A 25,265-nucleotide genomic window follows, 5' to 3' on the forward strand; every position below is an offset into this window, starting at 1 on the left:
CTACAGGGTAGCGCTCTGCCTTGTTTAAAGCTTAACGATTAAGCTCACGGAAATCATCATCACTCACCGCCATTAAGACCTCAGCACCGGTCTCGATGGTCGCTTTGTGTGCCGCGGTTCTTGGCAGCAGCTTTTGGAAGTAGAACTGTGCGGTGCCGTACTTAACGCGATAAAAGGCATCTTGATTGGGCTGATTCTTAGCCACGGTGCCCATTTTCCCCCAGAACCACGCCAACACCACATAACCTGAATACATCAGATAATCGACAGAGGCGGCGCCTAACTCATCCAAGTTTTGCTGCGTCTTGGCACCGATCAAGGCGGTAAGTTCAGCCCATTCAGCCAATGCCTGCTGTAACGGTTCGGCGAATTCTGGCGCCATCTGTTGGCTTTCTTCTGTCACCATGGCAACAAATTGACCAAAGTTCGCACCGCCGTCAGACATCACCTTGCGGGCCAGTAAATCCAAGCCCTGAATACCGGTGGTGCCTTCATACAATGTTGAGATACGAGCATCACGCAGGTTTTGCTCCATGCCCCACTCGCGAATATAACCGTGACCACCGTAAACCTGAACACCGAGATTGGAGGCTTCTAATCCGGTTTCCGTCATAAAGCCCTTGGCAATCGGCGTTAATAACGACAGTAGGTCGAGAGCTGTTTTTTGATCGTCGCCCTCGCTGCGCCATTCACGGTCACTCATCTGCGCTAAGAAATAACTGAAGGCACGGTTGCCCTCGGCAAAGGCGCGAATGGTCTGCAACATGCGACGAACGTCGGCATGAACAATCAACTGATCTGCCGGGCGATCCGGTGATTTAACACCGGTCAACGAGCGACCCGCCTCACGATCGAGCGCGTAATTCATCGCTCCTTGCAGGGCAACCTCTGAGTGACACATACCCTGTAACGAGGTGCCGATACGAGCAGTATTCATAAAGGTAAACATGCAATTGAGGCCACGGTTAGCCTCGCCAATCAAGTAGCCCTTGGCGCCGTCAAAGTTTAATACGCAGGTGGCGTTACCGTGAATACCCATTTTATGCTCGATCGAGCCACAACTAACAGTATTGCGCTCGCCCAGGCTGCCATCGTCATTAGGCATCACCTTGGGCACGATAAACAGTGAAATCCCCTTGGTGCCAGCAGGCGCATCCGGTAGCCGCGCCAGTACGATATGGATAATATTCTCAGCCATATCATGATCACCGGAACTGATGAAAATCTTGGTACCGGTAATGTCGTAAGAGCCATCGGCGTTGTCTTCCGCCTTGGTGCGCAGAAAACTCAGGTCGCTGCCACACTGTGGTTCCGTCAGACACATAGTGCCTGTCCATTCACCGGAAACCAGTTTATGTAAATAAGTTTCACGCTGTTCGTCGGTGCCGTGAGCAACCAGTGTGGCGCGACAACCAGCACTCAAGCCCGGATACATTGACCAGGCGTGATTGGCTTGACATACCATCTCACTGACCGCCAAATCGATTGACAACGGCAGGTTTTGACCGCCGAATTGCTCCGGCATACTCAATCCTGGCCAGCCGCCTTCGACATACTGGTGATAGGCGGCGGCAAAGCCAGTAGGCGTTGTCACACCCTGTTCTGACCACGTACAACCCTCTTCATCCCCTACTCGACGCAAGGGCGACAGGGTATGTTCGGTAAATTTTGCCGCCTCATTAAAAATGGCATCGCGCAGCTCGAGGCTAAAATCTTCTGAGCCGGGTAGATTTTTATAATGCGTTTCACTGTCTAGAATTTCATCGAAAACGAATTGTATATCGCGTAATGGAGCCTTGTAATTAGCCATTATTATCTCCTGAATAAATCCAATTTAAACTCGACGTCAACCCTGCCGCCAAGCAAACGTGCTGACGCCAGTCAACACGCTGCCTCTGGCGGCTAATCAACACTGATTAGCACACCTCGAACAGACCTGCAGCCCCCATTCCGCCGCCCACACACATGGTAACCACCACGTATTTAACACCGCGACGCTTACCTTCGATCAGGGCGTGCATGACCATACGTGCGCCACTCATACCGTAGGGGTGACCAATAGAAATAGCGCCACCATTAACGTTCAAACGGTCGTAGGGAATACCGAGTTTGTCGGCACAATAAACAACCTGCACAGCAAACGCTTCATTCAGTTCCCACAGACCGATATCATCCATCTTCAAACCGTTGCGCTGTAACAGCTTTGGAATGGCATAAATCGGGCCAATGCCCATTTCATCCGGTTCACAACCGGCAACAGCCATACCGCGGTAAACACCCAGTGGTGCCAGGTTACGCTTTTCCGCCAGTTGACGATCCATCATCACCACGGCAGCAGCACCGTCGGATAATTGTGAGGCGTTGCCACCGGTGATCGAACCGCCCTCACGAACAACACGAAGACCTGCCAAACCCTCAAGATTGGTACTCGGACGGTTGCCCTCATCCTGGGTCAGGGTAACCTCTTCTTCGCTGACCGCACCGGTTTCACGGTCGGTGACCAGCTTGGTCGCTGTCACGGGCACAATTTCGTCATCGAAACGGCCGGCGTCCTGAGCTGCGGCAGTTCGCAACTGCGACTCTAGGGCATATTCGTCCTGGCGCTGACGCGAGATATTGTAGCGATTAGCGACCACCTCGGCGGTATCCAGCATCGGCATGTGAATTGACGGTGCGTGGGCTATCGCCTTCGGGTCGACAATTCTATGCATATTCATGTGTTCGTTTTGTACCAAGCTGATCGACTCACAACCACCGGCAACAACGATCGGTGAACCGTCCATCACAATCTGCTTAGCACCGTGGGCAATCGTCATCAAACCAGAAGAACATTGACGATCCATGCTCATGCCGGCGACAGAGACAGGCAGACCAGAGGCCATGGCAACCTGACGACCTAGGTTAGCCGCCTGAGAACCCTGCTGCAACGAGGCACCGAAGATAACATCATCGATTTCACCCGGATCAATACCGGCACGTTCAACAGCTGCTTGCACAGCAAAAGATGACAGTGATGGGGCTTCAAGGTTGTTGAAGGCACCGCGATAGGCCTTGCCAATAGGGGTACGTGCGACCGAGACAATAACGGCTTCTTTCATGTTGATTTCCTTTATCCAAAAAAAGGGCAGGTGTTAATACCTGCCTAAGGCTTTTTATTTATTGGCTTTTTATTTATTGGCTTTTTATTTATTGGCTTCTAATGAGGCCATCGCCTTCATTAAGAACTTCTGTGTTTGAAAAGCACCTGACTCAGGAGACACTTGATCATCGGTATTGGTCACCGCGTCCCATTGAGCGGCTACCGCATCGACACTCTGCTCTTCCTCTGAAAGGAAGATACCGTCAGTCTCAAAGATCGTAGCGCTGGCATAGCCACCGGCACCGGCGCACAAAATGTTACCGTTAGGCGCTGCGTGCTCATCACACAAAACCAGCGCGCCAGCAGTGACAGACTCCGGTGTCAGCAGCTTCAAGAAGTCTTCTGGCATGATGTCTTCTGTCATACGCGTGGCGGCAGTGGGCGCCAGGCAGTTAATACGAATGTTGTTTTTTGCACTCTCATGCACCAGCGTATTCATCAAACCGACCACGGCCATTTTAGCGGCACCGTAGTTTGACTGACCGAAATTACCGTACAGGCCACTGGACGATGTGGTATTAACAATACGGCCATAGTCCTGATCTTTCATGATCTGCCAAACGGCTTTAATACAGTTGACCGTACCCATCAGGTGAACATCCATCACCAATTTAAAGTCAGCCAGCTCCATCTTGGCAAACGATTTATCACGCAGAATACCGGCGTTATTGATCAGTATATCGACCCGCCCCCATTTCTCCATCGCCTGGTTAACCATGTCTTGTACCTGATCGAAATCAGCCACGTTGGCACCGTGGGAGAATGCATCGCCGCCGTTGGCTTTAATCAGCGCAACCACTTCGTCTGCCGCTGCAGAAGACGTCCCTTCACCACTGCGGTTACCACCGAGGTCATTGACCACGACCTTGGCACCACGGGCAGCTAACTCAAGTGCGTGTGAACGCCCTAAACCATTACCGGCACCGGTAACAATGGCCACACGGCCGTCATAGTTAATCGTCATTCTTTTTTCCTTTTTGCATTATTTTAATACGTTGATAATGTGTTAATAGATTAAAAAAGTTATGCCACCATCTGGATACTAATCCATTCGGCGATCAGCGCCGGGCGATCTTCACCCTCGATTTCGATGGACACCTCAGTCATCACACGATATTGACCGGGCTTCTTCTGTTCAATTTGGGCAAACTTGGCATGAACTCGGATACGGCTCCCTACCTTCACTGGGGTGATAAAACGCACCTTATCGAAACCTGAGTTAATCCCCATATAGAAGCCGCTGATCAACAGGCTGTAACTTTCAGCAAAGTGAGACAGCATAGACAGGGTCAAAAATCCGTGCGCAATAGTGGTACCAAAAGGCGAGTCTTTGGCCTTTACCGGGTCGACATGGATGTACTGCTGATCCAGGGTGCAATCTGCAAACTGGTTGATCTGTTCCTGTGTCACCGTGTGCCATGGCGTTGGCTCTGCCTCGAAGCCGATATACTGTGCAACCTCAGCCTTCTCTATGATGGTGGGCATATTATTTTCCTTTTATTCATTTTTTATTTTAAAAATCCAACGAGCCCGTTAAAACCACTCAGCCTTCATGTCGTAACTGGTGGTATCCAGGTCGTTCAACAACTTCGCCCAGGCGCCGATTTCCGGCAGTTCAAAGCGGAAGAAATACTGCATCGCCTGCAACTTGCCGCGATAGAAGTTTTCATCGGTTTGATGCGGCTTGGCGGCCAATGCCTTATCGGCGACCATGCCTTGCTTAAGCCAGATCCAAGCGATGACCACATTGCCAAACAGCTCTAGGTATTTAACCGAGTTAGACAATGCCATATCGATATTTTCCGTCATCATTGCGCCAAGCAGCTTTTCGGTGGTCGATTTCAATACACTGATCGCCTGCGTCAGCTCCTCGGCAAATTCTGTTAACCCCTGCTGTTTCGCCGCGGCAGCGGTTTTCTCCATCTGGGCCACAAACGCGATATAACCGGCCATATTGTTCATCGGCACTTTACGCGCTAACAAGTCTAAAGACTGAATACCGGTGGTGCCCTCATGAATCGGGTTAAGACGGTTGTCGCGGTACATCTGCTCGACCGGATATTCATTGGTATAACCGGCACCACCCAATACCTGAATTGCCAAGCTGTTGGCTTTGGGGCCGTATTCTGAGGGCCAGCTTTTAATGATTGGTGTTAAGAAGTCGAGGATTAGATGCGCATGTTCTCGTTCTTGCTGCGTCGGCGCAGTGCGCTCGTCATCGGCTAGCTGAGTACCGTACAAGCACAGTGCATAGGCACCTTCTGCGTAGGCTTTTTGCGCCAACAACATACGACGAACATCGGCATGTTCGATGATATTGACCATCGGTGACATGGGATCTTTACACGACGCCAATCGGCCCTGTGGACGCTCTTTGGCATAATCCAGCGAGTATTGATAACCGGTCAGCGCCAATGTAGCAGCACCGGTACCCACCAAAATTCGAGCCTCGTTCATCATATGAAACATGTACATCAGGCCCTTGTTGGCCTCACCGACCAAATAACCCACCGCACCCTCATTCTCGCCAAAGCTGAGTGAGGTTGAGGTCTGTGCACGGCCGCCCATCTTATGGAACAAGCCGGCTAAAGCGACATCGTTGCGCTCGCCCAGTGAGCCGTCATCATTGACTAAGAATTTGGGCACGATAAACAGCGATATACCTTTAACACCTTTTGGTGCGCCCTTGATTCGGGCCAATACCAGGTGAACAATGTTTTCTGTTAGTTCGTGATCACCGCCTGAAATATAGACTTTATTACCGCTGACAAGGTAGTTGCCATCGCTGTCGGGCACTGCCGTGGTGATCAAATCACCCAAACCAGAACCGGCACCGGGCTCGGTCATCGCCATGGTGCCAGAAAAACGGCCAGCAACCATCGGCTCGACCCAGCGCTTAATCTGCTCGGCACTACCGTGCGCCTTAATGAGGTTGGAGTTGGCCGCCGTCAGCGCGTGATAGCCTAAAGCCGTACTACCCGCCGCCGTCATATAGGTACTAGCGGCACTGGAGACGATCGGCGGTAACTGCATCCCACCCATCTCATAATCCGCCGTTGCCGCACCGAAGCCTGATTCGGTCACCGCATCACAGGCCGCCTTTATCTCGGGCACCATTTGCACTTTTTCGCCATCAAATGTCGGCTGGTTTGAGTCTATTTTCTGACGTGTTGGCAACAGATACTTCTCGGCTATCGCCTTGGCGGTATCGATCGTTGCGGTGTAAGTCTCTTTGTTATGATCGGCGTAGCGCTCACGTTTATTCAAGCCCTCGGCATCAAATAATTCGTAGAGCATAAATTCAATATCACGATCATTGAGTATTGGAGCTGCCATGGGATATTCCTAGTCTGACGGTGCGTTCATATTCGTTTTGATTTCTCAACTGTAGTAGCATTGTGTAGTGACAAGGCTGCAGTGAACATGACATCGCATGTCCGGTTGCGTTTTAACGCTCATATGATTGACTAGAGAACTCCGAATATGTCGACAGAAGTCGCACCAGAACTAGCCTTTGGCCGTTTTTTGAAATTTTGGCGAGGCGTTCACTCTTTGAGCCAAGAAGACCTGGCTGAAAAATTAGATAGCTCGCCACGACATATTAGCCGACTCGAAAACGGCAGCGGCCGCGCCAGCGAGGCATTGGTATTAGATATCGCACGCGTATTAGACCTCGGCAAACGCGACCTTAACCACCTGCTTATCTCCGCCGGTTACGCTGCCCAAGAAGAAAAGGTCGACTTTCATTCGCCGGAGCTTAAATGGCTACGCAAGTCGATGATGTACACCCTCAAAGCCCTCGACCCCTACCCCACGACCATCATGGATGGCTCGACCAACATTCTGATGGTCAATCGTGCCTGGGTGGCCTTTTTTCAACACCGCATCCCTAAAGCGATGCTCGACAAGGTGGATAATCACTACGATTTTTTATTCAGCCACGAGGGCGCCGGTAAAGATGTCAGCCAATGGGAGGACACTCTCTCGGTTATTTTGATGTCGCTGCAACAAAAGGCGCTATTCAGTAATTCAGCCGTCGACCAAGCGATGCACGACCGACTCACCAAACTCCCCGTCGTCCCCAGCGACTGGAAGCAGCGCGCCAGTAAAATTGAACCCATGGCCAGCTTTCGGGTGCAGACAGAAATCAACGGCGCCCTGCATAAATTCTTCAGTGTCAGCAGTACCGTCGGTGCCATTGGCCCCGCTGCCTATGTGTCCGAACCACAGCTCACGATTAGTACCCTGTACCCGGAAGACGAGTCGATGGATTTAAGCTCGCTGATCCAGCCAGACCTCAGCCACCCACTCTTATTTTACTAAGGCGATGAGCCGCACAATTCTATTGTTTTTACCAAATGCTGGGCAGATAAAAAAAGGGACTAATTGATTGTTTCATGGTACGTTTAGCTATCGCCATCCAGTGACCGGATGGAAAGAATAAAAACAAAAGAAGAGCTGCTACCATGAATGGCGACCTCTCAGAACAGAAAAAATCTCTGATACTTCTTGATCTCTTTATTCACGACAGCCTGACACCGGACGGTGACATTCTTCATCGCACCCGCTCATTAGTCGGCTTGCTGTTAAGTTACAGCTTAATCTGTATTTTCACCTCTGTAATCATCGCCCTGACTATTTCCTTCGACAGTCACCTGGTCAGACTCGGCAGCGGTCTGACTGCCGCCCTTGCCGCGATATTTGTCACCCTGTTAATCTCAATACGAATTAACGGCCGCTTTGAATTACACACTAATATCACCGTCGCTACTTTCTTTACCGTTGTGCTGATTGCCATGCTGGTCTCGAGTGGACCACTTAACTCACCGGCGACCGTATTACTTACCGTCCCTCCTATTTTGGCTTTTTGCCTGCTCGAACGCCGCCAAGGCATGACCTGGTTTTACATTTGCGGTATCAACTTAGTCATCCTGCTGGGTGCCGATTTACTGAATATCATTCCATTCTTTAACCTTGTCGACCCACAATATGAACGGGCAACGGTGGCGCTGACAATAGTCGCCGCCTACACAGCCATCGTTTTGATGGTATTAATCAATGACTCCATCAGCCGCCACTATAAAGCCGAACTCGATTTTCAACATCGCTACATCGAACATTTGGCCAATCACGATCAACTCACCGAACTCTATAATCGCAGTAAATTCAATACTGAACTGAGCAAGGTGCTGAACAGCCAGCATCGCCGCCAGGACGATAATCACAACCCGGCAGTACTGTTTTATATCGACCTTAATGGTTTTAAGGCCGTCAACGATACCTATGGCCACAATGCCGGCGATGAATTGCTCCGTGTCATTGCCCAGCGGCTGCGCCAATGCCTGCGCAGCGATGATATTATTGGCCGACTCGGCGGTGATGAATTTGCCATACTCAGCTCTGGTTTAAGCGGCGACGATGACTATCAAGCGGTCTGCAAACGGTTGCTCAAGGCCATTGCCAGACCCGTCGACTACAAAGAGCACCACCTCCAGGTCAGCGGCAGCATTGGAATAGCCGTTGCTAAACAGTCTGATCACTGCGCCGACGAACTGACCAACCACGCCGACTCGGCGATGTATGTGGCGAAAAAACAAGGGTTGGGCTGGCACATAGTTGACAATGTCATCGCTTAATTCTCCGACCAATCGCCTCTGCCAATTCGCCCAATAGTCGATTATAATCGATGCTTTATTCAGAGCCTTCTGACCGTGTCTTCTTCTCAGCCCCCTACCAATACTGTTATCGAACATCACTGTCAACTTGAGCAGGGCTGTCCCGATGCTGCCGCCTTACTGGCGCTGGAAACAGGGCTCTCGAAACAACAGATTAAGCAGGCCATGCAAAAAGGTGCGGTCTGGTCCGGCAGTGGCAAAAAGCCCCAGCGCCTCCGGCGCAACAAGGCGCTCGCCGCAGGCCAACAACTACATCTCTACTTCAATCATAACGTGCTGGCACAAATGCCAGGGAATGCCCAGTTAATCGACGATAGAGGCAGCTACAGTATTTGGTATAAGCCCTGTGGCATGTATTCTCAGGGCTCTAAGTGGGGCGACCACTGTACCATAGCGCGCTTTGCCGAACTGGCCCTGCAGCGTCCGGGCTTTATCGTCCATCGCTTAGACCGTGCAACCTCGGGCCTGATGTTGGTCGGCCACAGCAAGACGACCACCCGCAACCTGTCCGAGCTGTTTCAGCAGCATGCTATCGACAAACAATATATGGCGGTATGTGAGGGTTTATTAACTGAGCCTGCGACAGTGACAAGAGACATCGATGAACGCAGTGCCTGCAGCCATATTACACCGTTAGAGCAGTGTCAACGCCCGGCACAAAGCCTGGTCAAGGTGGCAATCGAAAGCGGCAGAAAACATCAAATTCGCCGCCATTTACTCAGCCTTGGCCACCCCATTATCGGCGACCGCCTGCACGGTAATGCCAATAAAAACAGCCCCGACTTACAGTTGTTTGCCTACCGACTGGCCTTTGACTGCCCTGTTACAGGCCAACCATTAAGCTATCAACTCGAACCACAGTTTTTGCCGGCGCTGCCTGTGCTGGCCGGCTAAGCCCTCCCTGTCTACCAGCCTATTTGTTCACAGCGTGAGCGGACTACCTCATTACTATTGCCCTGTAAAGCCTCGATTAATACTGCCCGCTGGCACTCCCACTCAGTAACCGGGTACTGTTTATCCCAGGCCGTCATCAACTGACGCTGCGCTCGACTCATCCTGTAACGCGCATAGCTATCGTCCATATAAAAGTAGGTTCTGGCAATCACCCCGCGACTACGTTCAGGGGGCTGAGCTTTGCGGTTGTCGATTCGCATATCGCAGCTGCCAAAGCCGCTTTTTACATTGCTGAGCATGGCGAAGTTATAGTTGCTGCGCATCGCATTCACCGCTCCTATGGCAGGGAACAAATTGTGCATATCAGCCTGCATATAGCGATATTCGGTGTTGATTTTTTCGGCACATTTGCGACCTTTGAAATGCTTGCCACGGCTGTCAACACACTGACTATGCCCATCGCGCCATTCACCAAAGCTCTGACCGAAGTTTTGCGCAGGCACCACGTGCTCCCACTCTACACGCTTGGCACGTTTAACATGCTTGTCGGTTTTGAAGCCAGCAGGGGCAGTGATATTCTTTTTCTCATCATAGACCGCATCGCAATACAGGGTACGACGCACCGACTGGTGATTATAAACTTTGCGCTCAAGGGTTTTCTTGGCGCTATTAAATGACTGAACCGTTTCATTGCCAGCTTGAGACAAGCAAGAAACACTAAAAATAGTTAATAAAAAAAAGGGATAAAATTTATTTTTAAACAAAAAAAACAACTCATTGAAAAAACATCGTACAAAAAACTATTCACACAGTGTTAAACGCCATAACAACCAGCATCCCTTGCCGGAAACTTTATATTTATTTCAATAAAAGATTTTCTATATCGAAGATAAAAAATCCAATACCAAAGGGGCGACATACTATCCACTACCTTGTTAGCAGAGGTAAGAGCATTTTCTCACCCCCATGGCATAGATATCTTTTGACACCGTTCGCCCTGTTATTTATGTCAATCATAAGGCAAAAGAATTGTCCGTCAAAGCCCTTTCGAAGAGTATTCTTGCACTGGGCATCCACAGTGCCCTCATAACGACTGGCGACCTTGTGTACAACACATCTGAACCATTATCGATTCAGACATATCTTGATGACAATCAAGCTTTTTGGCAAAAACATCAGTGTTTTCATTCCACAACGCCTGCTACATTAACCGCAGCATTATCAACCCCAGCAAAACTCGTTATTTACCCATTGCCATGATAGTGTCGCAATAACGTTTCGCTCAAAAATCACTCAATGTCGCGATACAGGGATGACCTATATCGTCGCTCGGATAAATCCTATGACCCTCAGTGTTTTCGATGTATTCAAAACAGGCATTGGCCCCTCAAGCTCTCACACCGTTGGGCCAATGTGGGCAGGCTTACGCTTCGGTGAAGAGTTGCAGGGTATTGGTCTGCTCGACAACACTGATAGCATCAAAATCCATCTTTATGGCTCACTGGCACTTACTGGTGTTGGCCATGGCACGGATAAGGCCACCCTTCTTGGACTATCAGGTTTCCGGCCAGATAGTATTGACCCAGATCTTGCCGACAGCATTTTCGACACCGCCAAGAGTAGTGGCCGCTTAAACCTTGCCGGTCAGCGTAAAATCGGCTTTGACTATCAACAACAGGTTGTTTTTCATCAAAGCGAAGCACTGCCTGAGCACCCGAATGCGATGCGCTTATTTGCCCTCGACAGCAGTGGCATTATCGTGCATCAGCAAACCTATTTTTCTATCGGCGGTGGCTTTATTGTCACCGCTGACAAGTTCAATGGCGACGACAGCCTCGACCGCCACGAGCAGTGTGCAGTACCCTACCCCTTCGGCAATGCCGCCGAATTAATTGCTCAGTGCAAACAGCACAAGATATCGATTGCTGAGCTGATGTATGCAAATGAACTGGCCCTGCATCAGTGCGGTAAACAAGAGGTAGACGGTCGCCTCGACGAGCTTTGGCAAACCATGCACGACTGCGTTGAACGGGGCATGAGACAGACTGGCGTCATGCCTGTCAGCGGCATCAAACGTCGAGCTGCCGATATATATAACAAATTACTAGCCCATCCAGAGGCGATGCTGCGTGACCACTTTGCCATTATGGATTGGGTGACCTTATTCGCTATGTCAGTCAACGAGGAAAACGCCTGTGGCGGCCGCGTGGTGACGGCGCCAACCAATGGGGCTGCAGGGGTTATCCCCGCTGTTATCTCTTATTACCAGCGCTTTAATCATGAATCCAGCCCACAGGGAATTCGCAATTTCCTATTAACCGCTGCGGCTATTGGCGCGCTGTACAAAATGAATGCCTCGATTTCAGGTGCCGAAGTCGGTTGCCAGGGAGAGGTTGGAGTTGCCTGCTCGATGGCGGCCGCCGGACTTGCTGCTGTCAGCGGTGGCAATATCGATCAAATAGAAAATGCTGCCGAAATTGGTATGGAGCACCATCTAGGCATGACCTGCGACCCGATAAACGGGCTGGTACAGGTGCCCTGTATAGAGCGCAATAGCATGGGGGCTATTAAGTCCATTACCGCCAGTAGAATCGCGATGCGCGGCAACGGCGAGCACGAGGTTCCCCTCGACAGCGTCATCGAAACCATGTACCGAACGGGTATGGATATCCAGGCAAAATACAAGGAAACCAGTCAAGGTGGACTGGCTATCTATGCTAATAAAAACCACATTGCCTGCTAGCAAAAACACTTTTTCACCCAGCAGCACTCGTTGCGGCTGCATGATTACTAGTCGGCCAGCAGGTAATGTAGGCTGAACAGCCTATCATCATCGAGCCAACTCTTTACACCGATAAAGCCACACTCCGCCGCCAACTGGATAAAAGACTCGACAGTGTATTTATAGGAGCATTCCGTATGAATACGTTCGCCATTATTGAAATAAATACGGCCGCCACCACAGTCGATATGCTGCTGGCAATTACTGACTAAGTGCATTTCTATGCGCTGCATCTCATCATTATAAAACGCCAGGTGGGAAAAGTTTTTAGTATCAAAATTGGCGTTCAGCAATTCATTGGCATGATTAAGAATATTCAAGTTGAATGCCGAGGTAATACCCCCTTGATCATTGTACGCGGCATTTAACAGCGATGACTTTTTCTGTAAATCGACCCCAATAATTAAGCCGCCACCGTGCCCCACCAACGCATGCAACTGGCGCAAAAACAAGGCGGCAGCCTGAGGGTGAAAGTTGCCGATAGTTGAACCGGGGTAAAACACCACTCTGCGCCCCTGCGGCAGTGGTGTCGATAATTCCATGCCGGCAGAAAAGTCGCCGACGACGGGCTCCACATTCAACCAGTGAAACTGCTGTCTTAGCTCAGCCGTTGTCTGCTGCAAGAAGGCTGCTGAGATGTCCTGCGGCACATAGGCTTTCGGTCGCACGACAGGCAACAGGGCCTTAACCTTGTCGCAGTTGCCGGCACCGGGCTCAATTAAAACGACATCATCACCAATATAACCGGCAATTTCCATGGCGTTATCGGCCAGTATTTTCTTCTCTGTTCGGGTTGGATAGTACTCTTCAGTCTGAGTAATTTGATCGAACAATTCAGAGCCGCGCTGATTGTAAAAAAACTTGGGATCAATGATTTTTTTATCCGCCGACAAACCCTCATATAACTCTTCGGCCAGTGGCGAAAATATCTGTTGATCACACGGCTTTTGACTGATTCGCTGCATGGAAAACACCTTTTTTAAACGCTGTTTTTGGCCAATCGAATACCGCTGAACTGCCAGCGCTGACCGGGATAAAAGAAATTACGATAACTGCTGCGATAATGCCCGGGCGATGTGACACAACTGCCACCGCGCAGTACTAATTGGTTGGCCATAAACTTACCGTTGTATTCACCCACGGCACCGTCCTCAACAACAAAACCAGGGTAGCCACTATAGCTACTGCTGGTCCACTGCCAAAGCCCGTCACAGGCATTAGGCTGTGTCATCAGCTCGGGTCGTAACAACTGCTGCCGTCTTTCGCTGCCATTAATATGCCCTTGTTGTGCGGCCCACTCCCATTCCTGCTCAGTCGGCAGTCGTGCCCCAGCCCAACTAGCATAGGCATCCGCCTCATAGGCCGACACGTGACAGACCGGTCGATCAAGGTCAACCGGCAGCAATCCATGCAGGGTGAACTCATGCCAGCAATCATCGATCTTTTGCCAGTATAGCGGTGCCTGCCAGCCCTGTTGCTGTACCGCAGCCCAGCCATCTGCCAACCAAAATTGCGGCTGTCGATAACCTCCTTGTTCGATGAATTGAATATATTCGCCGCAGCTGACCAATCTATCGGCAATACAAAACCCACTGAGCTGATGCAGGTGTTGCGGTCGCTCATTATCAAAACAAAAGCCAGTACCGCCATAACCGATCGACACCAACGCGGGGTTAAATCGATGATAGCCTATCTCCCCCAAGGTGGCTGTTTCGCGGGTTGATAATGGTGCCTCAGTGAATACTGGTAACAGCGGGTTTTGTCCGAGGTTGTATTTGATATCGGTATAAAACAACTCCTGATGTTGCTGTTCATGGTGTATACCAAGTGTCAGCAGTGCGGTAATCACCTCAACGAACTCACTGTCAGCCCCCAACAGCGCTGAGATTTCGCCATCGACATAATCACGATACTGCATCACCTCGGCGACACTTGGCCGCGACAGCAAACCGCGTTTTTGCCGGGGGAATTGTTCGCCGACACCGTTATAATAGGAGTTAAAGACGTATTCATAGTGTTGGTTCAAGGGTTGGTAATCGGCCCGGTATGGTTTCAATATAAAGGTTTCAAAAAACCAACTAGTATGAGCTAAGTGCCACTTTGTCGGGCTGGTTTCCGCCACCGCCTGTAAGCCATAATCCTCTAACTGCAGGGGGCGACAGCTGTCTACCGACTGCAGGCGGACGCGCCGAAAATCTGCCAACAACGCCTTGTCAAAGTGTTTGTCGCTGGTCTGCTCGACCTCTCTAACGCTCATACCCGTTCCGCCTCACTAAGATAAATATAATCGTCCTCAACACTCACCTGTAACAACCCTCCGCCAGGTGAAAACTGTCTCACACGGTAGTGCGTCTGTGGCTGGTATTGCTGCCAATAGTCGGCCAATACACGCTGAGCCGACCCCGTCACCACATCCTCATCGACACCATACTGCGGGGCGAAATACCGTAAGCCATAGTCGGCTTCTTGTTGCCCCAGCCACTGGGTCACAATGATTGCCCGCTGGCTGTACTGCTGCAATCTCTCCAGCCTAGGCCGTAGTAATGGCAGTGTAATATCGTCATCGAAGTGGAGAATTAAATAACCCTGCTCATCACCGGCGAAAGCAGCCGTCAGTGGATGTGCGTCAAATACCTGGTTTAACCAATCAGGGATGGCAATAACATCGCAACCCAATCGCGGTAGACCGACTGCGACTGTGGGCTGATATCGCACCGGTAGCCGATTATCTGCCACTAAGAAATAGCGGGGAAGATGGGGTTTAAGGTAGTGCGCTGCGGCTAATAATCCATGGCCACAACATTGAATAAGCTGCCTGGCATTAAAGCAGTAAAGTCGGTAACTGGTCTTCGATTCAGGCCAGAGAAAACAATAAGCGGGAGCTGATGTTGCTGGCTGCGTAGCCGCCAACGAAACGGACTGCTGCATTGCCTGCGCAGACAGCGGTTGCGGGCTGGCACTGATGGCTGCGCTGGTACCCACGAATAACGATGTCGCAAAGACATCAATGTAACTAAAACGATGTTGATTATGATCCATATAATCAAAACGGCTCTGTGATTGACTTTCTTCACCATAACCTATTAATCATGACAACGAAAAGAAACAGAGTGAATTTAAACAGTTTTTTTGGCCCTATTGAGCCGATATTACAGCGAGTGAAAAAGCTGCTGCCAAAAAGCACTGCCCTTTTCGCGAGTTAATCGAATATTGTTATCGGGAATGGATTCCGGCTCTTTATAGTTCTTCAGTGCCTTTTCCATGCTGGCTTCACGGATAATATGAAACATCGGATAGGGCGAGCGGTTGGTCACATTCGACGCATCGTCCTGAGGCACCCCATCGAAGCAGTAGTCGGGATGAAAACTGGCCAGCTGATAGACGCCCTCGTAGCCTTCTTCAAGTAATAATTGATCGGCAACCGAGAGTAAATCCAGATAATCATAAAACCCCTCCATGCCCGAGGGAATAATCATCAGCGTGGTTTCTGTCAGCGGCTGATCATCGAGATAGCGGCACTCGTCCAGTAGCGATTGCAGCAGCGATGCCGGTGTGGATTCAGTGGCAACACAATAGCGAATCGACTGGGCTTCCACCTCCCTGCGGGCAAACGGGCAGATGTTGTATTTAACAATAAACTGACCGACCCAGGCCGAGGTTTGTTCAATCATCTTCTGTGTTTGCATGCGGCTCTATCCAATCAATAAAATAAAACCGCATGTTAAGAAGCCCAACGGCGAAAGACAACCGCTTTTTTACTCAAACTCATTCGGCTAACGATTTGCCGCCAGTGCCGTTGAGCTCTGTTGTTTCCCCCGGGACAGCTTAAACGCTGCCGGTACAAAGAAAAACGACAGGATGGTGGTTAACACCGTACCACCGGCAATAGCCACAGCAAACGGCGGCCAGAAGCCACCACCGGCCAGGATCAACGGCAGAAAGCCACCCACCGTGGTAATCGTGGTCGAGGTAATATGACGAGTACAGCTCATCACCGCGTGTCTGATCGCCGACACATCGCCACTGACCGCCGCCTCATCGGCCTGCAATTCAGCCAAAATAACAATGGCCGCATTTATCGCCAAACCGACCAGCCCCAAAATACCGATAATCACGGTAAAGCCAAACGGGTAGCCAAACAAATAGACACAGAGTAAACCGAGGCCAGCTGCCTGCAGTGCCACCAGCAAAATAATGGCCCCGAGACGGAATGAATTAAACGACAGCACAATTACCGCGATTAACAACGCCACAATTACCGATACATAGGTCATCAAATCGCTGATCGCATCGGCCCGCTTATCGGACTCGCCGCCGATTTCTAAGCGATAGCCCGCCGGCACGCTAAAGCCCTGCTCTTTCATTTTTTGTTGAAAATCTTTTAATACGGCATCGGGCAATACATCGGCGGCTAAGTAGGCCTCAATAACATTTACCCGTTCTCCATCACGGTGTGGGATAGCACCCCGCGATGGCTGTAGATTAAGATCTGCCAAGGCCGCCAGACGCACGCCACTGTTAAACTCCTGCCCAGCCGTCGGCAGCGTTAAATCACCCAGCGAAGCCAGATTTTGTCGTTGCTGATCACCGACACGGATACGCACCGGAATCGACTCTGTCGACTCAATCACCGAGCCCTTGACCGCACCGTGCAAGTTGGCCTGCAACTGCAGCGCCAGCTGTGTTAATCCCATACCACTGATCAGGCTGGCCTCTTCATTGACATCAACCAACACCTTTGGCATGCCCGGCTCCAGTGTTGCCCGGCTGTGCACCACATGTTCGGTGGTCGATAAAATACGACGTGCCTCATCGCCCAGTTGTTTCAGTTGATCGAGATTAGGGCCATAGATACGCATCTCAATCGGCGCGTTGAATGGCGGGCCCTGCTCCAGCTTCCGGACCAAGATTTGTGCGCCGGGAAACTGGGCATCCAGCGTTTTTTGCAGCTGGGGAATCAAGGCATTGGCGCTATCGAAATGATCCATTGTCACCATCGCCTGTGCATAGTAATTGGCACCGCGCTGGCGGGGCAGCAAATTATAATAAAACGAGGGCGCGCTGTTGCCAATATACCAACTCACCGATTCGACCCCTTGCTCGGCAGACAGGTATTGACTGATATCTTTGGTTACCTGCTCGGTGGCAAAAATACTCGACTGACTCGAGAGATAGACCTCGATTTGGAACATGTCCCTGTCGGAGGGCGGAAAAAATTGATTAGTCAGATGTTTGGCGCCAAAGAAACCCAACAGCGGTATCATCATCACAATGGCAATACTGGTTTTTGGTCGCGATAAACTTGTCGTCAGCAGCGTCTCAAATTTGGCGGTAAGCGTGGGTAGACGCAGACCGATATGGTACCAACGATTACCATCGGTATGACCATAGGGTATTAAGCGGCCGGCAATACTGGCAATAACAGTATGCGATAAAATATAAGAGCCTATCAGCGAGAAAATAACACTGAGGGCGATGCCGCCAACAAACTCACCACTGCTGCCTGGCATCAAAACAATAGGCAAAAAGGCCAGTACCGTGGTAATCGTTGAACCCAGCAATGGTAACCAAAGATGGCTGACCGATTCGGTCACAGCCTGTAATCGGGCCAAACCCTGCTGACGTTTGTGGGCAATACTATCGACCATAACGATGGCGTTATCGACCATAATACCCAGTGCCACAACCAGCCCTGTCACTGACATTTGATGGATAGGCAGGCCGTAGAAGTTCATCCAACTGAGGGTAAACATCAGTGTTAACGGCAGTGAGAAGGCGACGATTAATGCCGAGCGTAAACCCAGTGTGATCAGCAGCACAACAGCCACGAGGGCAAAACCCAAAAGAATATTGTCGACCAATTCAGACAGTCGCTGATCGGTATAGTCACGTTGGTCGAAGGTTTTTTTGACGACAATATTACTGGGCAATTCGGTTTGTAGCTGTGCCAACATTTGGTCAACCTTGGTCATCCAATCATTGATCCGAATATGCGCATTCATCCGCACAGCCACCACCACCGAGGGTTCGCCATCGACGCTAACCACCTCTGCTGGCGGGTATTTCGCCTCGCGATAAACCTTGGCCATATCACCGACGCGATACACTAAACCGCCCTCGCTCACCACCACCGGCACCTCTCGGATACGCTCGATAGAATCCAAGGTGCCACCAAGTTCAACCTGAAACTGGCTGCGATCATTGTATAATTGACCTGCAGCCACCTTGGCATCGGCTGAGGCGATAGCCTCGGCAATAGAGCTGGCCGACAATTTTAATGAGCTGGCCATGCCGCTGTCGATCTCAACCAGCACCTCTTCTTCAGGCACGCCAAATAGCTGAATATACTCCGTGCCCTGCAGCTGGCGCAGGCGACTTTCCAACTCCTTGCCATAGCGCCCTAAAATACTGAGATCCGGTTCACCCTCACCCTGCCATCGTAATGAAATAAGGCTGGTAAAGGCATAACCCCTATCGCTGTTCAAGGTAGGCGGCAATGCACCATCAGGCAGATGTGCTTGGGCGCCGGCTAAATAATCTCGTGCCAGCGACCAAACCGGTCCCGGGTCCGTCACCTCGGGCTTGAGCATAATGCTGACGATGCTGACACCGGGTCGAGATGTCGAGGTAATCTCCTCGATCTCACTAAGACGTCGCAATTCATTCTCTATTGGCTCAGTGACCAAAGCCTCTACCCGCTCTGCGCTGGCACCTGGATAGATGACCGTGGCAATGGCAAAACGGTTAATCATATGGGGGTCTTCCATTCTCGGAATGCTTTTCAGCGCCCCGAGACCGGAAACAAACAACAGTGCAATGGCCAGAATCAACAGCCGTGGGTTATCAATCAATTGCTTCATGACTACTGCTCCACCACCGTCATCGAAGACTGATCAGCCAGCGTTACCTGCTGACCGGGCACATAGCGGTGCAAGCCATCACTGACAACCTGCTCACCCTCACTGATCGCGCCCTGCACATAGGCCTCTTTGCCGGTGGCATAGAGGATACGAATATCACGCTTTTCAATTTGATAGACACCATTGCCCTGCTCGCTCAAGGCATAGACATTCCATAGCCCGCGAATACCATCCGTCAGCGCTGTCAGGGGCAGCCAATAACCCTCACGTTCAATCTGTTCAGGCAATGTTAAATAGGCTAACTCACCGCTGATTACCTCACTTTCGACCGGCAGGGCTAAACGTAGCTGGACAGTACGTGTGGCGGGATCAATCACCGCACCCTTGGTAATTAACTGCGCAAAATATTGCTGACGGCCAATGGTCACTGGCAGCGCGTCACCGACACTTAACTGACCAAGCATACGGGAAGGCACCCCGACCTGCGCCTCGTTCGACTGCTGTAACAACAAAGAATAAACCGGTGTTCCGGCGCTGACCACCTGCCCTAACGACACCTGACGCTTGCCGATAACACCATCAAACGGCGCCTTTAGCAGTGATTTTTCAATTTTAATTGCATTGGCATTCACCCCTGCGCGCAATTGCTGCAACTGTGCCTCCAAACTGTTTTGCTTGGCAATCTGCTCATCGACACTCTGGGTCGAGGTATAGCCTTTCAGCTTCAGCGATTCGAGGCGTTCGAGGTTGGAGTTAACCAGTTTTAAATCAGATTTCACCTGACGCTGCTGGGCTATCAATTGATTGGTTTCAGTTGCCAGCAGACGGGTATCCAGTTGCATTAACGGCTGACCGTTGGTTACAGACTCGCCTTCATCGACCAATATCTTGGCGATTTTTCCGCTTAACTCAAAGCCGATGCTACCGTTTTGACTCGGTGTCACAACACCGACAAACTCTCGATTGAGTTCTAGCTGCTGGCTTTTTTCCAACGCCACAGTGGTCACAGGGTGCAGGTGCTGCTCTACTTTCGCGGTATCACCTTGGCCACAGCCACTGAGCAGAGTGAAAATGGGGGTAATAGCGCTCAACAGCACAATGCTAGCTACTCGGTTTCTCATCGCCCTATTCATGGCAACATCCTTAGGTTTTATCGTATGCAATATTTATGTAATAATTAGACTGGCGAGTCTAGTTTAGTTCAAACTAGACTCGCCAGTCCAGTCTGATGTGATAATGGGGAGCAAAATGACCACCGTATCCAAGAGTAAAAGCGCGCTAAAAACAGAGCTTATCCTGCAAGCCGCAGAACAACTGTTTTGCGAGCTGGGCTTTACCCATACCAGTATGGATGCCATTGCCAAACGTGCTGGCGTTTCCAAGCAGACCGTTTATAGCCACTTTGGCACCAAGACCGATTTATTCAGCGCCGCCATCAGTGCCAAATGCGATGTATACCAAATCAATGAAGAGATTTTCCAACAAAACCAGCCGATCAAAGATACCTTGATCGAGTTTGGCCGCCGCTTTCACCGGATGGTTATCAGCGAGGAGGCGGTGTCGATTTATCGCACCTGTGTCAGTCAATCTAAAAGCCACCCTGAACTCGGCCAACTGTTTTATCAGGCTGGCCCACAGCGTATTGCTCAACTGCTGGCAGAGTATTTACAGGAACAAGTACGCATTGGCCGACTGGGCATCGACAACATCGAACATGCCTGTTTCCAGCTGTTATTAATGCTTAAAAGCCGCTCAAAAATGCAGTTAGACCTTGGCGTGCCAAGTGATAACGAAGATATGAGCGACTACATTGAGAGTTGTATCACACTGTTTTTGAACTACTATGAAAAATAATCTGTCGCTGGCGACATAACCCCAGTTCACAACGCTGTCATTAATCAGCAAGACGTGACACAGCGCGCGAGTCTTGACGGTGAAATGGGTTAAATTAATGCCAAATCAATAACACGAGACGATTATGAAAAAAATAATTACCGCTATTGCCTGCAGCCTCTGCCTGCTAATGCCACTATTTGGCCACAGTCTCAGCGCCGGAAAACTCACCCAGTTATCGGTGATCAATCAGCCATTCGAAGCAAAAATAGCCTTGAAAAATATTGGCGAGCTCGATGAGTCGACGATTAAAGTCGGCTTAGCCGATCAGGCATCATTTGATAAAATCGGCACCGAAAGAAAATTCATTCTGACAAAATTAAAATTCAAAACTGTTATCCAAGGTGGCAGTGGCTACATCCTCATCACCAGCCACAAGCCGATACAGGATAGCTTTCTCGATTTTGTGATTGACGTTAAGTGGCCCTCCGGCCGTATGATCAAACCCTACACGGCACTAATACAGACACAATAATCGAAGTAATGGAGACAAAAAAGGCAGCGAAATCGCTGCCTTTTTTATTGCCTGCATTTAATCGTTAGTAGTTAAACGTGACATCCAAACCGTAGCTTAATGGCTCACCGAAGTAGCCGTTGTGCATGACACCTTGACTGATCGTGTGAACAATGTATTCCTCATCGGCCAGGTTTTTACCCCACAGGCCAAATTCCAATTCACTGTCGCCAGCAATCTTGACACCGCTCAATTGTACTCGGCCATTCAGCAAACCATAGCTATCAATCTTAAAGCCTTCCATATCGGGGTTGGCCGCAGTACCAAACTGCACATCACGCCAGTTGTAGTTCAGTGAGCTGGCCAGCGTCATATCACCGATTGCCAAGGTGTGATCGAGACTGATGTTATAGCTGTTTTCAGGGGCATAAGGCATGGTATAGCTGGACGTCACATCGGCACCAGACTGACCGTCGCTGACCTTGTCGAATTCCGCATCGAGGTAGGCGTAGTTAGCGGTGACACTCAAACCCTCAATAATCATCGCCGTGACATCTAATTCAATACCCTGGGTCGTCGCCTCACCAGCGTTAAATACATCGGTCAGGAAGATTTTGGTATTATCGGTAATCTGTTGAATTTGCATGTTGCTGTAGTCGTTATAGAACACCGCAGCATTTAAGCGCACACGGTCGTCGAGTAACATCGACTTTAGACCCAGTTCATAAGACCACAGTTCCTCTTCATCAAACGGCTTCTGGAAGCCTTCTTCGGTGCTACGCGCGTTGAAACCACCGGATTTATAACCATTAACCACCTTGGCATAGGTGCTGACATCGTCCATCCAATGCACGTTCAGGGTTAGGCTGGGGTTAATATTGGAATAGGTCTCTGAGCCGGAGTGCTGTTGGGTAAAGTTGATGCTGTCCTTACTCGCCTCGCGCTTGTCCTCGGTATAACGCAGACCGGCGGTCAGATCGATCATCTCATTGAAGCTATAAGTCATCTGACCGTAGGCGGCCAAGGCCTCGTTTCGAGACTGTATATAACGGTTTTCTACCACACCTACCGCATAAGTAGGCGGTAATGGCGCGGTGTCATATTCTTGCTCTAACGCCTTCTCCTTGTAGTAATAGAGGCCGGTGACATAATTAATATTATCGCCGATATCACCGAGCAACTGGAATTCCTGCGACCACTGTTCGTGATTAACGTCAATATTGACCCTAAAACCAGGCGCAAATGACTGGCCAGAATAATCCTGAATAATGCTCTCATCCAAGTTGCGGTAGGCGGTAATCGACTTGATGACCGCCGCACCCAGATCATAACTGGCTGTTAAGCTATGGCCGTAGACCTTGGTATTGCTGTCCTCAACGTCTTCAGCCCAGGCTCCCTTATCCTGACGCTTTGCTTGATACGGGCCAACACTGCTCCAGGTGGTCTGATAAAATTGCTGAGGGCCGGTGTTTTCCGAGTAGTCGTAGCCATAGTCGAAGCTCAATTCTTCGGTGGGGGCAAAGCTGATGGCAACACGCCCAGCCGTTTTCTCCTCCTCACCAAAGTCGTTACCGCTGCCGGTATTTTCTACCCAGCCGCCGTTATGGGATTTTAAGAAGGTCAACTTCGAGGTTAAGCCATCAATGACTTCACCGCTGTCTACCGTGGTGACCGACTGCCAGTAATCATTATTACCACCGCTCACCTTTTGCTGGAAACCAAACTCTTGTGTCGGCTTGGTGGTGACATAGTTGATCGCACCACCGGTGGTGTTACGTCCGTAGAGTGTTCCCTGCGGGCCACGCAATATTTCAATACGCTCCAGCGCTGCCACATCGGTGGTAAGGCCTGTTGATCGGCCAACGTAGACGCCGTCCATATAAATGCCGACAGCCGGGTCCTGGGTGGTCTGGCTGTCGTTATTACCGATACCACGAATAAACACCACCAGTGAGCTGCGGCTGGTCGGGAATGGTGTGATCGATAGGTTCGGCGTCATACCCTCTAAATCGCCAATATTCTCGATACGGTATTTATCGAGCTCTGTTTGATCAAAGGCAGCGATCGAAATTGGCGTATCCTGCAGTGACGCCTCGCGTTTCTCTGCGGTGACAACCACCTCTTCTAACGCAGGAGTATTGTTTTGCGCCATAGCAGCAGAGGTCAATCCAACAGAGGCCATCGCAATGACAGCGGCCAGAGGCTTGCGGGTAAAAAACGGTAACATTATGTCTCTCCATGCATAGCTAATCTGTTAGCTATGATATTTTTATTGTGTTTAATGGCTCGAACCATTTTTTTTATTATGATTAACACGCGATAGTCTACGAGCCAATAATCCGTATGTCATACGCATACTACAAAAAATACTATCGACTAATACAAATGGGTTAAAGTAGTTACGTATAAAAGTGTTCAACATCTTGAGCCAGGTCTTTTTTTTTCAAAAAAACATGCGCTGTATTTTCAAACACCACTATTCTTATGGATCGAGCAGGCTTTACCGACATCACAATGAAGACATTCAAACCGCCAGTATTATTAAGAAACCCTCATATACAGTCGATTTTATCGTCGGCTCAACCACGCAAGGCAGTGGTGCGTCACCGGGCAAGGGGGTGGATAAAACACAGCCAGCGACACCTGTTCGACTGTAATGGTATTACCATGGAAGCCTTTAGTAATATCGTCAGCGGCGCCGAGCGATTATGCATTCTTATCCATGGCTGGGAGGGCTCGGCAGAGTCCAATTATATGCTGGCCAGCTGCACAGCCATGCTGCAAGCCGGTATCAGCGTTGTTCGGCTCAACCTCCGGGATCACGGCAATACCCACCACCTTAATCGTGAGCTGTTTAACTCAACTCGGCTAGAGGAGGTGCTACTCGCACAACAGGCGATACAGCAAGCCTTCAACCATCAGCAATATTTCCTCTGTGGCTTCTCACTCGGCGGCAACTTTGCCCTGCGAAGCGCTGCCGATAGCAGCACCGGTATCAGCCACCAAAAAGTCATTGCTGTCTGCCCGGTCATTTCGCCCTACCTGACTATGCAAACCCTCAATACTGGGCCGGTTATCTACCACAATTATTTTGCCAAAAAATGGAAGCGTTCACTGCAAAAAAAGCTGATACACCACCCGGCATTAGGCTACCAAGAAACCCTTAAAGACCTGTACACACTCGACGATATGAATGCATATTTTGTGCCCAACCATACCGATTATGATGATTGCGACAGCTATCTTAACGGCTACTCTGTCGAGGGCAGCCGACTGCAAACACTGCACTGCGACACCCATATTATCAGTAGCGCCGACGACCCGGTGATTCTCAGTGCACACCTGGATCGACTTAAACAGAGTGACAGGCTTACCGTAGAACTCAGCCAATACGGTGGTCACTGCGGTTTCCTAGCCAACTACAAACTCAATAGTTGGCTGGATACCCGCCTACCCGAACTGATTAGCCTCCGTTAAAATGACAAGAATTTAATTAAGGTCGGCGGCGCCGATAGTTTCTAATAGTCACTAATGAATAATAACAAAGCCGATACAACGGCATTTACGG

General features: G+C 50.1%; 20 protein-coding genes. 7 read left to right on the plus strand and 13 right to left on the minus strand.

From position 1 onward, the window contains the following. Positions 1-31 precede the first annotated feature (31 nt). From L9P87_RS03230 to L9P87_RS03250, 5 genes are all read right to left on the minus strand, one after another. Positions 32-1,810 (minus strand): acyl-CoA dehydrogenase C-terminal domain-containing protein, encoded by a 1,779-nt coding sequence (locus tag L9P87_RS03230; protein ID WP_237443238.1) that lies wholly within the window; start codon positions 1,808-1,810, stop codon positions 32-34. Positions 1,811-1,916: 106 nt separating this feature from the next. Then, positions 1,917-3,098: an acetyl-CoA C-acyltransferase gene (locus L9P87_RS03235; protein ID WP_237443239.1), complete on the minus strand. Its 1,182-nt coding sequence runs from the start codon at positions 3,096-3,098 to the stop codon at positions 1,917-1,919. An 84-nt stretch (positions 3,099-3,182) separates the two neighbouring features. Then, entirely contained in the window at positions 3,183-4,103 is a 921-nt protein-coding gene (locus tag L9P87_RS03240; protein WP_237443240.1) for an SDR family NAD(P)-dependent oxidoreductase, read from the minus strand. A gap of 59 nt (positions 4,104-4,162) precedes the next feature. Further along, the gene (locus L9P87_RS03245) at positions 4,163-4,624 is read right to left on the minus strand and encodes a MaoC family dehydratase (RefSeq protein ID WP_237443241.1); all 462 of its coding nucleotides are present in this window, start codon (positions 4,622-4,624) and stop codon (positions 4,163-4,165) included. Positions 4,625-4,672: 48 nt separating this feature from the next. Then, positions 4,673-6,475, minus strand: coding sequence for an acyl-CoA dehydrogenase (locus L9P87_RS03250; protein ID WP_237443242.1), 1,803 nt, complete (start codon positions 6,473-6,475; stop codon positions 4,673-4,675). A 147-nt stretch (positions 6,476-6,622) separates the two neighbouring features. Here L9P87_RS03250 and L9P87_RS03255 point away from each other — a divergent pair, with 147 nt between their 5' ends. The 3 genes from L9P87_RS03255 to L9P87_RS03265 all read left to right on the plus strand — a co-directional run bounded on the left by L9P87_RS03255 (position 6,623) and on the right by L9P87_RS03265 (position 9,708). Then, the gene (locus tag L9P87_RS03255; RefSeq protein WP_237443243.1) at positions 6,623-7,462 is read left to right on the plus strand and encodes a helix-turn-helix domain-containing protein; all 840 of its coding nucleotides are present in this window, start codon (positions 6,623-6,625) and stop codon (positions 7,460-7,462) included. A 143-nt stretch (positions 7,463-7,605) separates the two neighbouring features. After that, positions 7,606-8,775 carry a GGDEF domain-containing protein gene (locus L9P87_RS03260; protein ID WP_237443244.1) on the plus strand — a complete coding sequence of 390 codons (1,170 nt, stop codon included), beginning with the start codon at positions 7,606-7,608 and terminating at the stop codon, positions 8,773-8,775. 75 nt (positions 8,776-8,850) lie between these two features. After that, on the plus strand, positions 8,851-9,708 hold the full coding sequence (locus L9P87_RS03265) for an RluA family pseudouridine synthase (protein ID WP_237443245.1): 858 nt from the start codon (positions 8,851-8,853) through the stop codon (positions 9,706-9,708). Between the two features lie 11 nt (positions 9,709-9,719). Here L9P87_RS03265 and L9P87_RS03270 read toward each other — a convergent pair whose 3' ends face one another. Further along, entirely contained in the window at positions 9,720-10,415 is a 696-nt protein-coding gene (locus L9P87_RS03270) for an endonuclease (protein ID WP_237443246.1), read from the minus strand. 635 nt (positions 10,416-11,050) lie between these two features. On the opposite strand from L9P87_RS03270, the gene L9P87_RS03275 reads away from it, so the two are divergent. Beyond that, positions 11,051-12,451 (plus strand): L-serine ammonia-lyase, encoded by a 1,401-nt coding sequence (locus L9P87_RS03275; RefSeq protein ID WP_237443247.1) that lies wholly within the window; start codon positions 11,051-11,053, stop codon positions 12,449-12,451. A gap of 47 nt (positions 12,452-12,498) precedes the next feature. Here L9P87_RS03275 and egtD read toward each other — a convergent pair whose 3' ends face one another. From egtD to L9P87_RS03305, 6 genes are all read right to left on the minus strand, one after another. After that, a complete protein-coding gene (egtD, locus tag L9P87_RS03280) occupies positions 12,499-13,455 on the minus strand; it encodes an L-histidine N(alpha)-methyltransferase (RefSeq protein WP_237443248.1) in 957 nt (318 codons plus the stop codon). Positions 13,456-13,469: 14 nt separating this feature from the next. After that, positions 13,470-14,747, minus strand: coding sequence for an ergothioneine biosynthesis protein EgtB (gene egtB, locus L9P87_RS03285; protein WP_237443249.1), 1,278 nt, complete (start codon positions 14,745-14,747; stop codon positions 13,470-13,472). Then, positions 14,744-15,529: a PhzF family phenazine biosynthesis protein gene (locus L9P87_RS03290; protein WP_237443250.1), complete on the minus strand. Its 786-nt coding sequence runs from the start codon at positions 15,527-15,529 to the stop codon at positions 14,744-14,746. The genes egtB and L9P87_RS03290 overlap by 4 nt, the downstream gene beginning before the upstream one ends. Before the next feature lie 110 nt (positions 15,530-15,639). Further along, positions 15,640-16,176 (minus strand): DUF1415 domain-containing protein, encoded by a 537-nt coding sequence (locus L9P87_RS03295; protein WP_237443251.1) that lies wholly within the window; start codon positions 16,174-16,176, stop codon positions 15,640-15,642. 87 nt (positions 16,177-16,263) lie between these two features. Further along, a complete protein-coding gene (locus tag L9P87_RS03300) occupies positions 16,264-19,350 on the minus strand; it encodes an efflux RND transporter permease subunit (RefSeq protein WP_237443252.1) in 3,087 nt (1,028 codons plus the stop codon). A gap of 2 nt (positions 19,351-19,352) precedes the next feature. Then, positions 19,353-20,483, minus strand: a complete 1,131-nt coding sequence (locus L9P87_RS03305) for an efflux RND transporter periplasmic adaptor subunit (RefSeq protein WP_237443253.1) — start codon at positions 20,481-20,483, stop codon at positions 19,353-19,355. A 115-nt stretch (positions 20,484-20,598) separates the two neighbouring features. Between L9P87_RS03305 and L9P87_RS03310 the strand changes: the two genes are divergently transcribed. Further along, positions 20,599-21,204, plus strand: coding sequence for a TetR/AcrR family transcriptional regulator (locus L9P87_RS03310; protein ID WP_237443254.1), 606 nt, complete (start codon positions 20,599-20,601; stop codon positions 21,202-21,204). A gap of 124 nt (positions 21,205-21,328) precedes the next feature. Next, positions 21,329-21,718, plus strand: coding sequence for a type IV pilus assembly protein FimV (locus L9P87_RS03315; protein WP_237443255.1), 390 nt, complete (start codon positions 21,329-21,331; stop codon positions 21,716-21,718). Positions 21,719-21,782: 64 nt separating this feature from the next. Here L9P87_RS03315 and L9P87_RS03320 read toward each other — a convergent pair whose 3' ends face one another. Further along, entirely contained in the window at positions 21,783-23,924 is a 2,142-nt protein-coding gene (locus tag L9P87_RS03320) for a TonB-dependent receptor (RefSeq protein ID WP_237443256.1), read from the minus strand. Between the two features lie 287 nt (positions 23,925-24,211). On the opposite strand from L9P87_RS03320, the gene L9P87_RS03325 reads away from it, so the two are divergent. Next, positions 24,212-25,174 carry a YheT family hydrolase gene (locus tag L9P87_RS03325; protein ID WP_237443257.1) on the plus strand — a complete coding sequence of 321 codons (963 nt, stop codon included), beginning with the start codon at positions 24,212-24,214 and terminating at the stop codon, positions 25,172-25,174. Positions 25,175-25,265: the final 91 nt, after the last annotated feature.

Origin of the sequence: Sinobacterium norvegicum, assembly GCF_923077115.1 — a bacterium.
GTDB lineage: Bacteria > Pseudomonadota > Gammaproteobacteria > Pseudomonadales > Sinobacteriaceae > Sinobacterium > Sinobacterium norvegicum.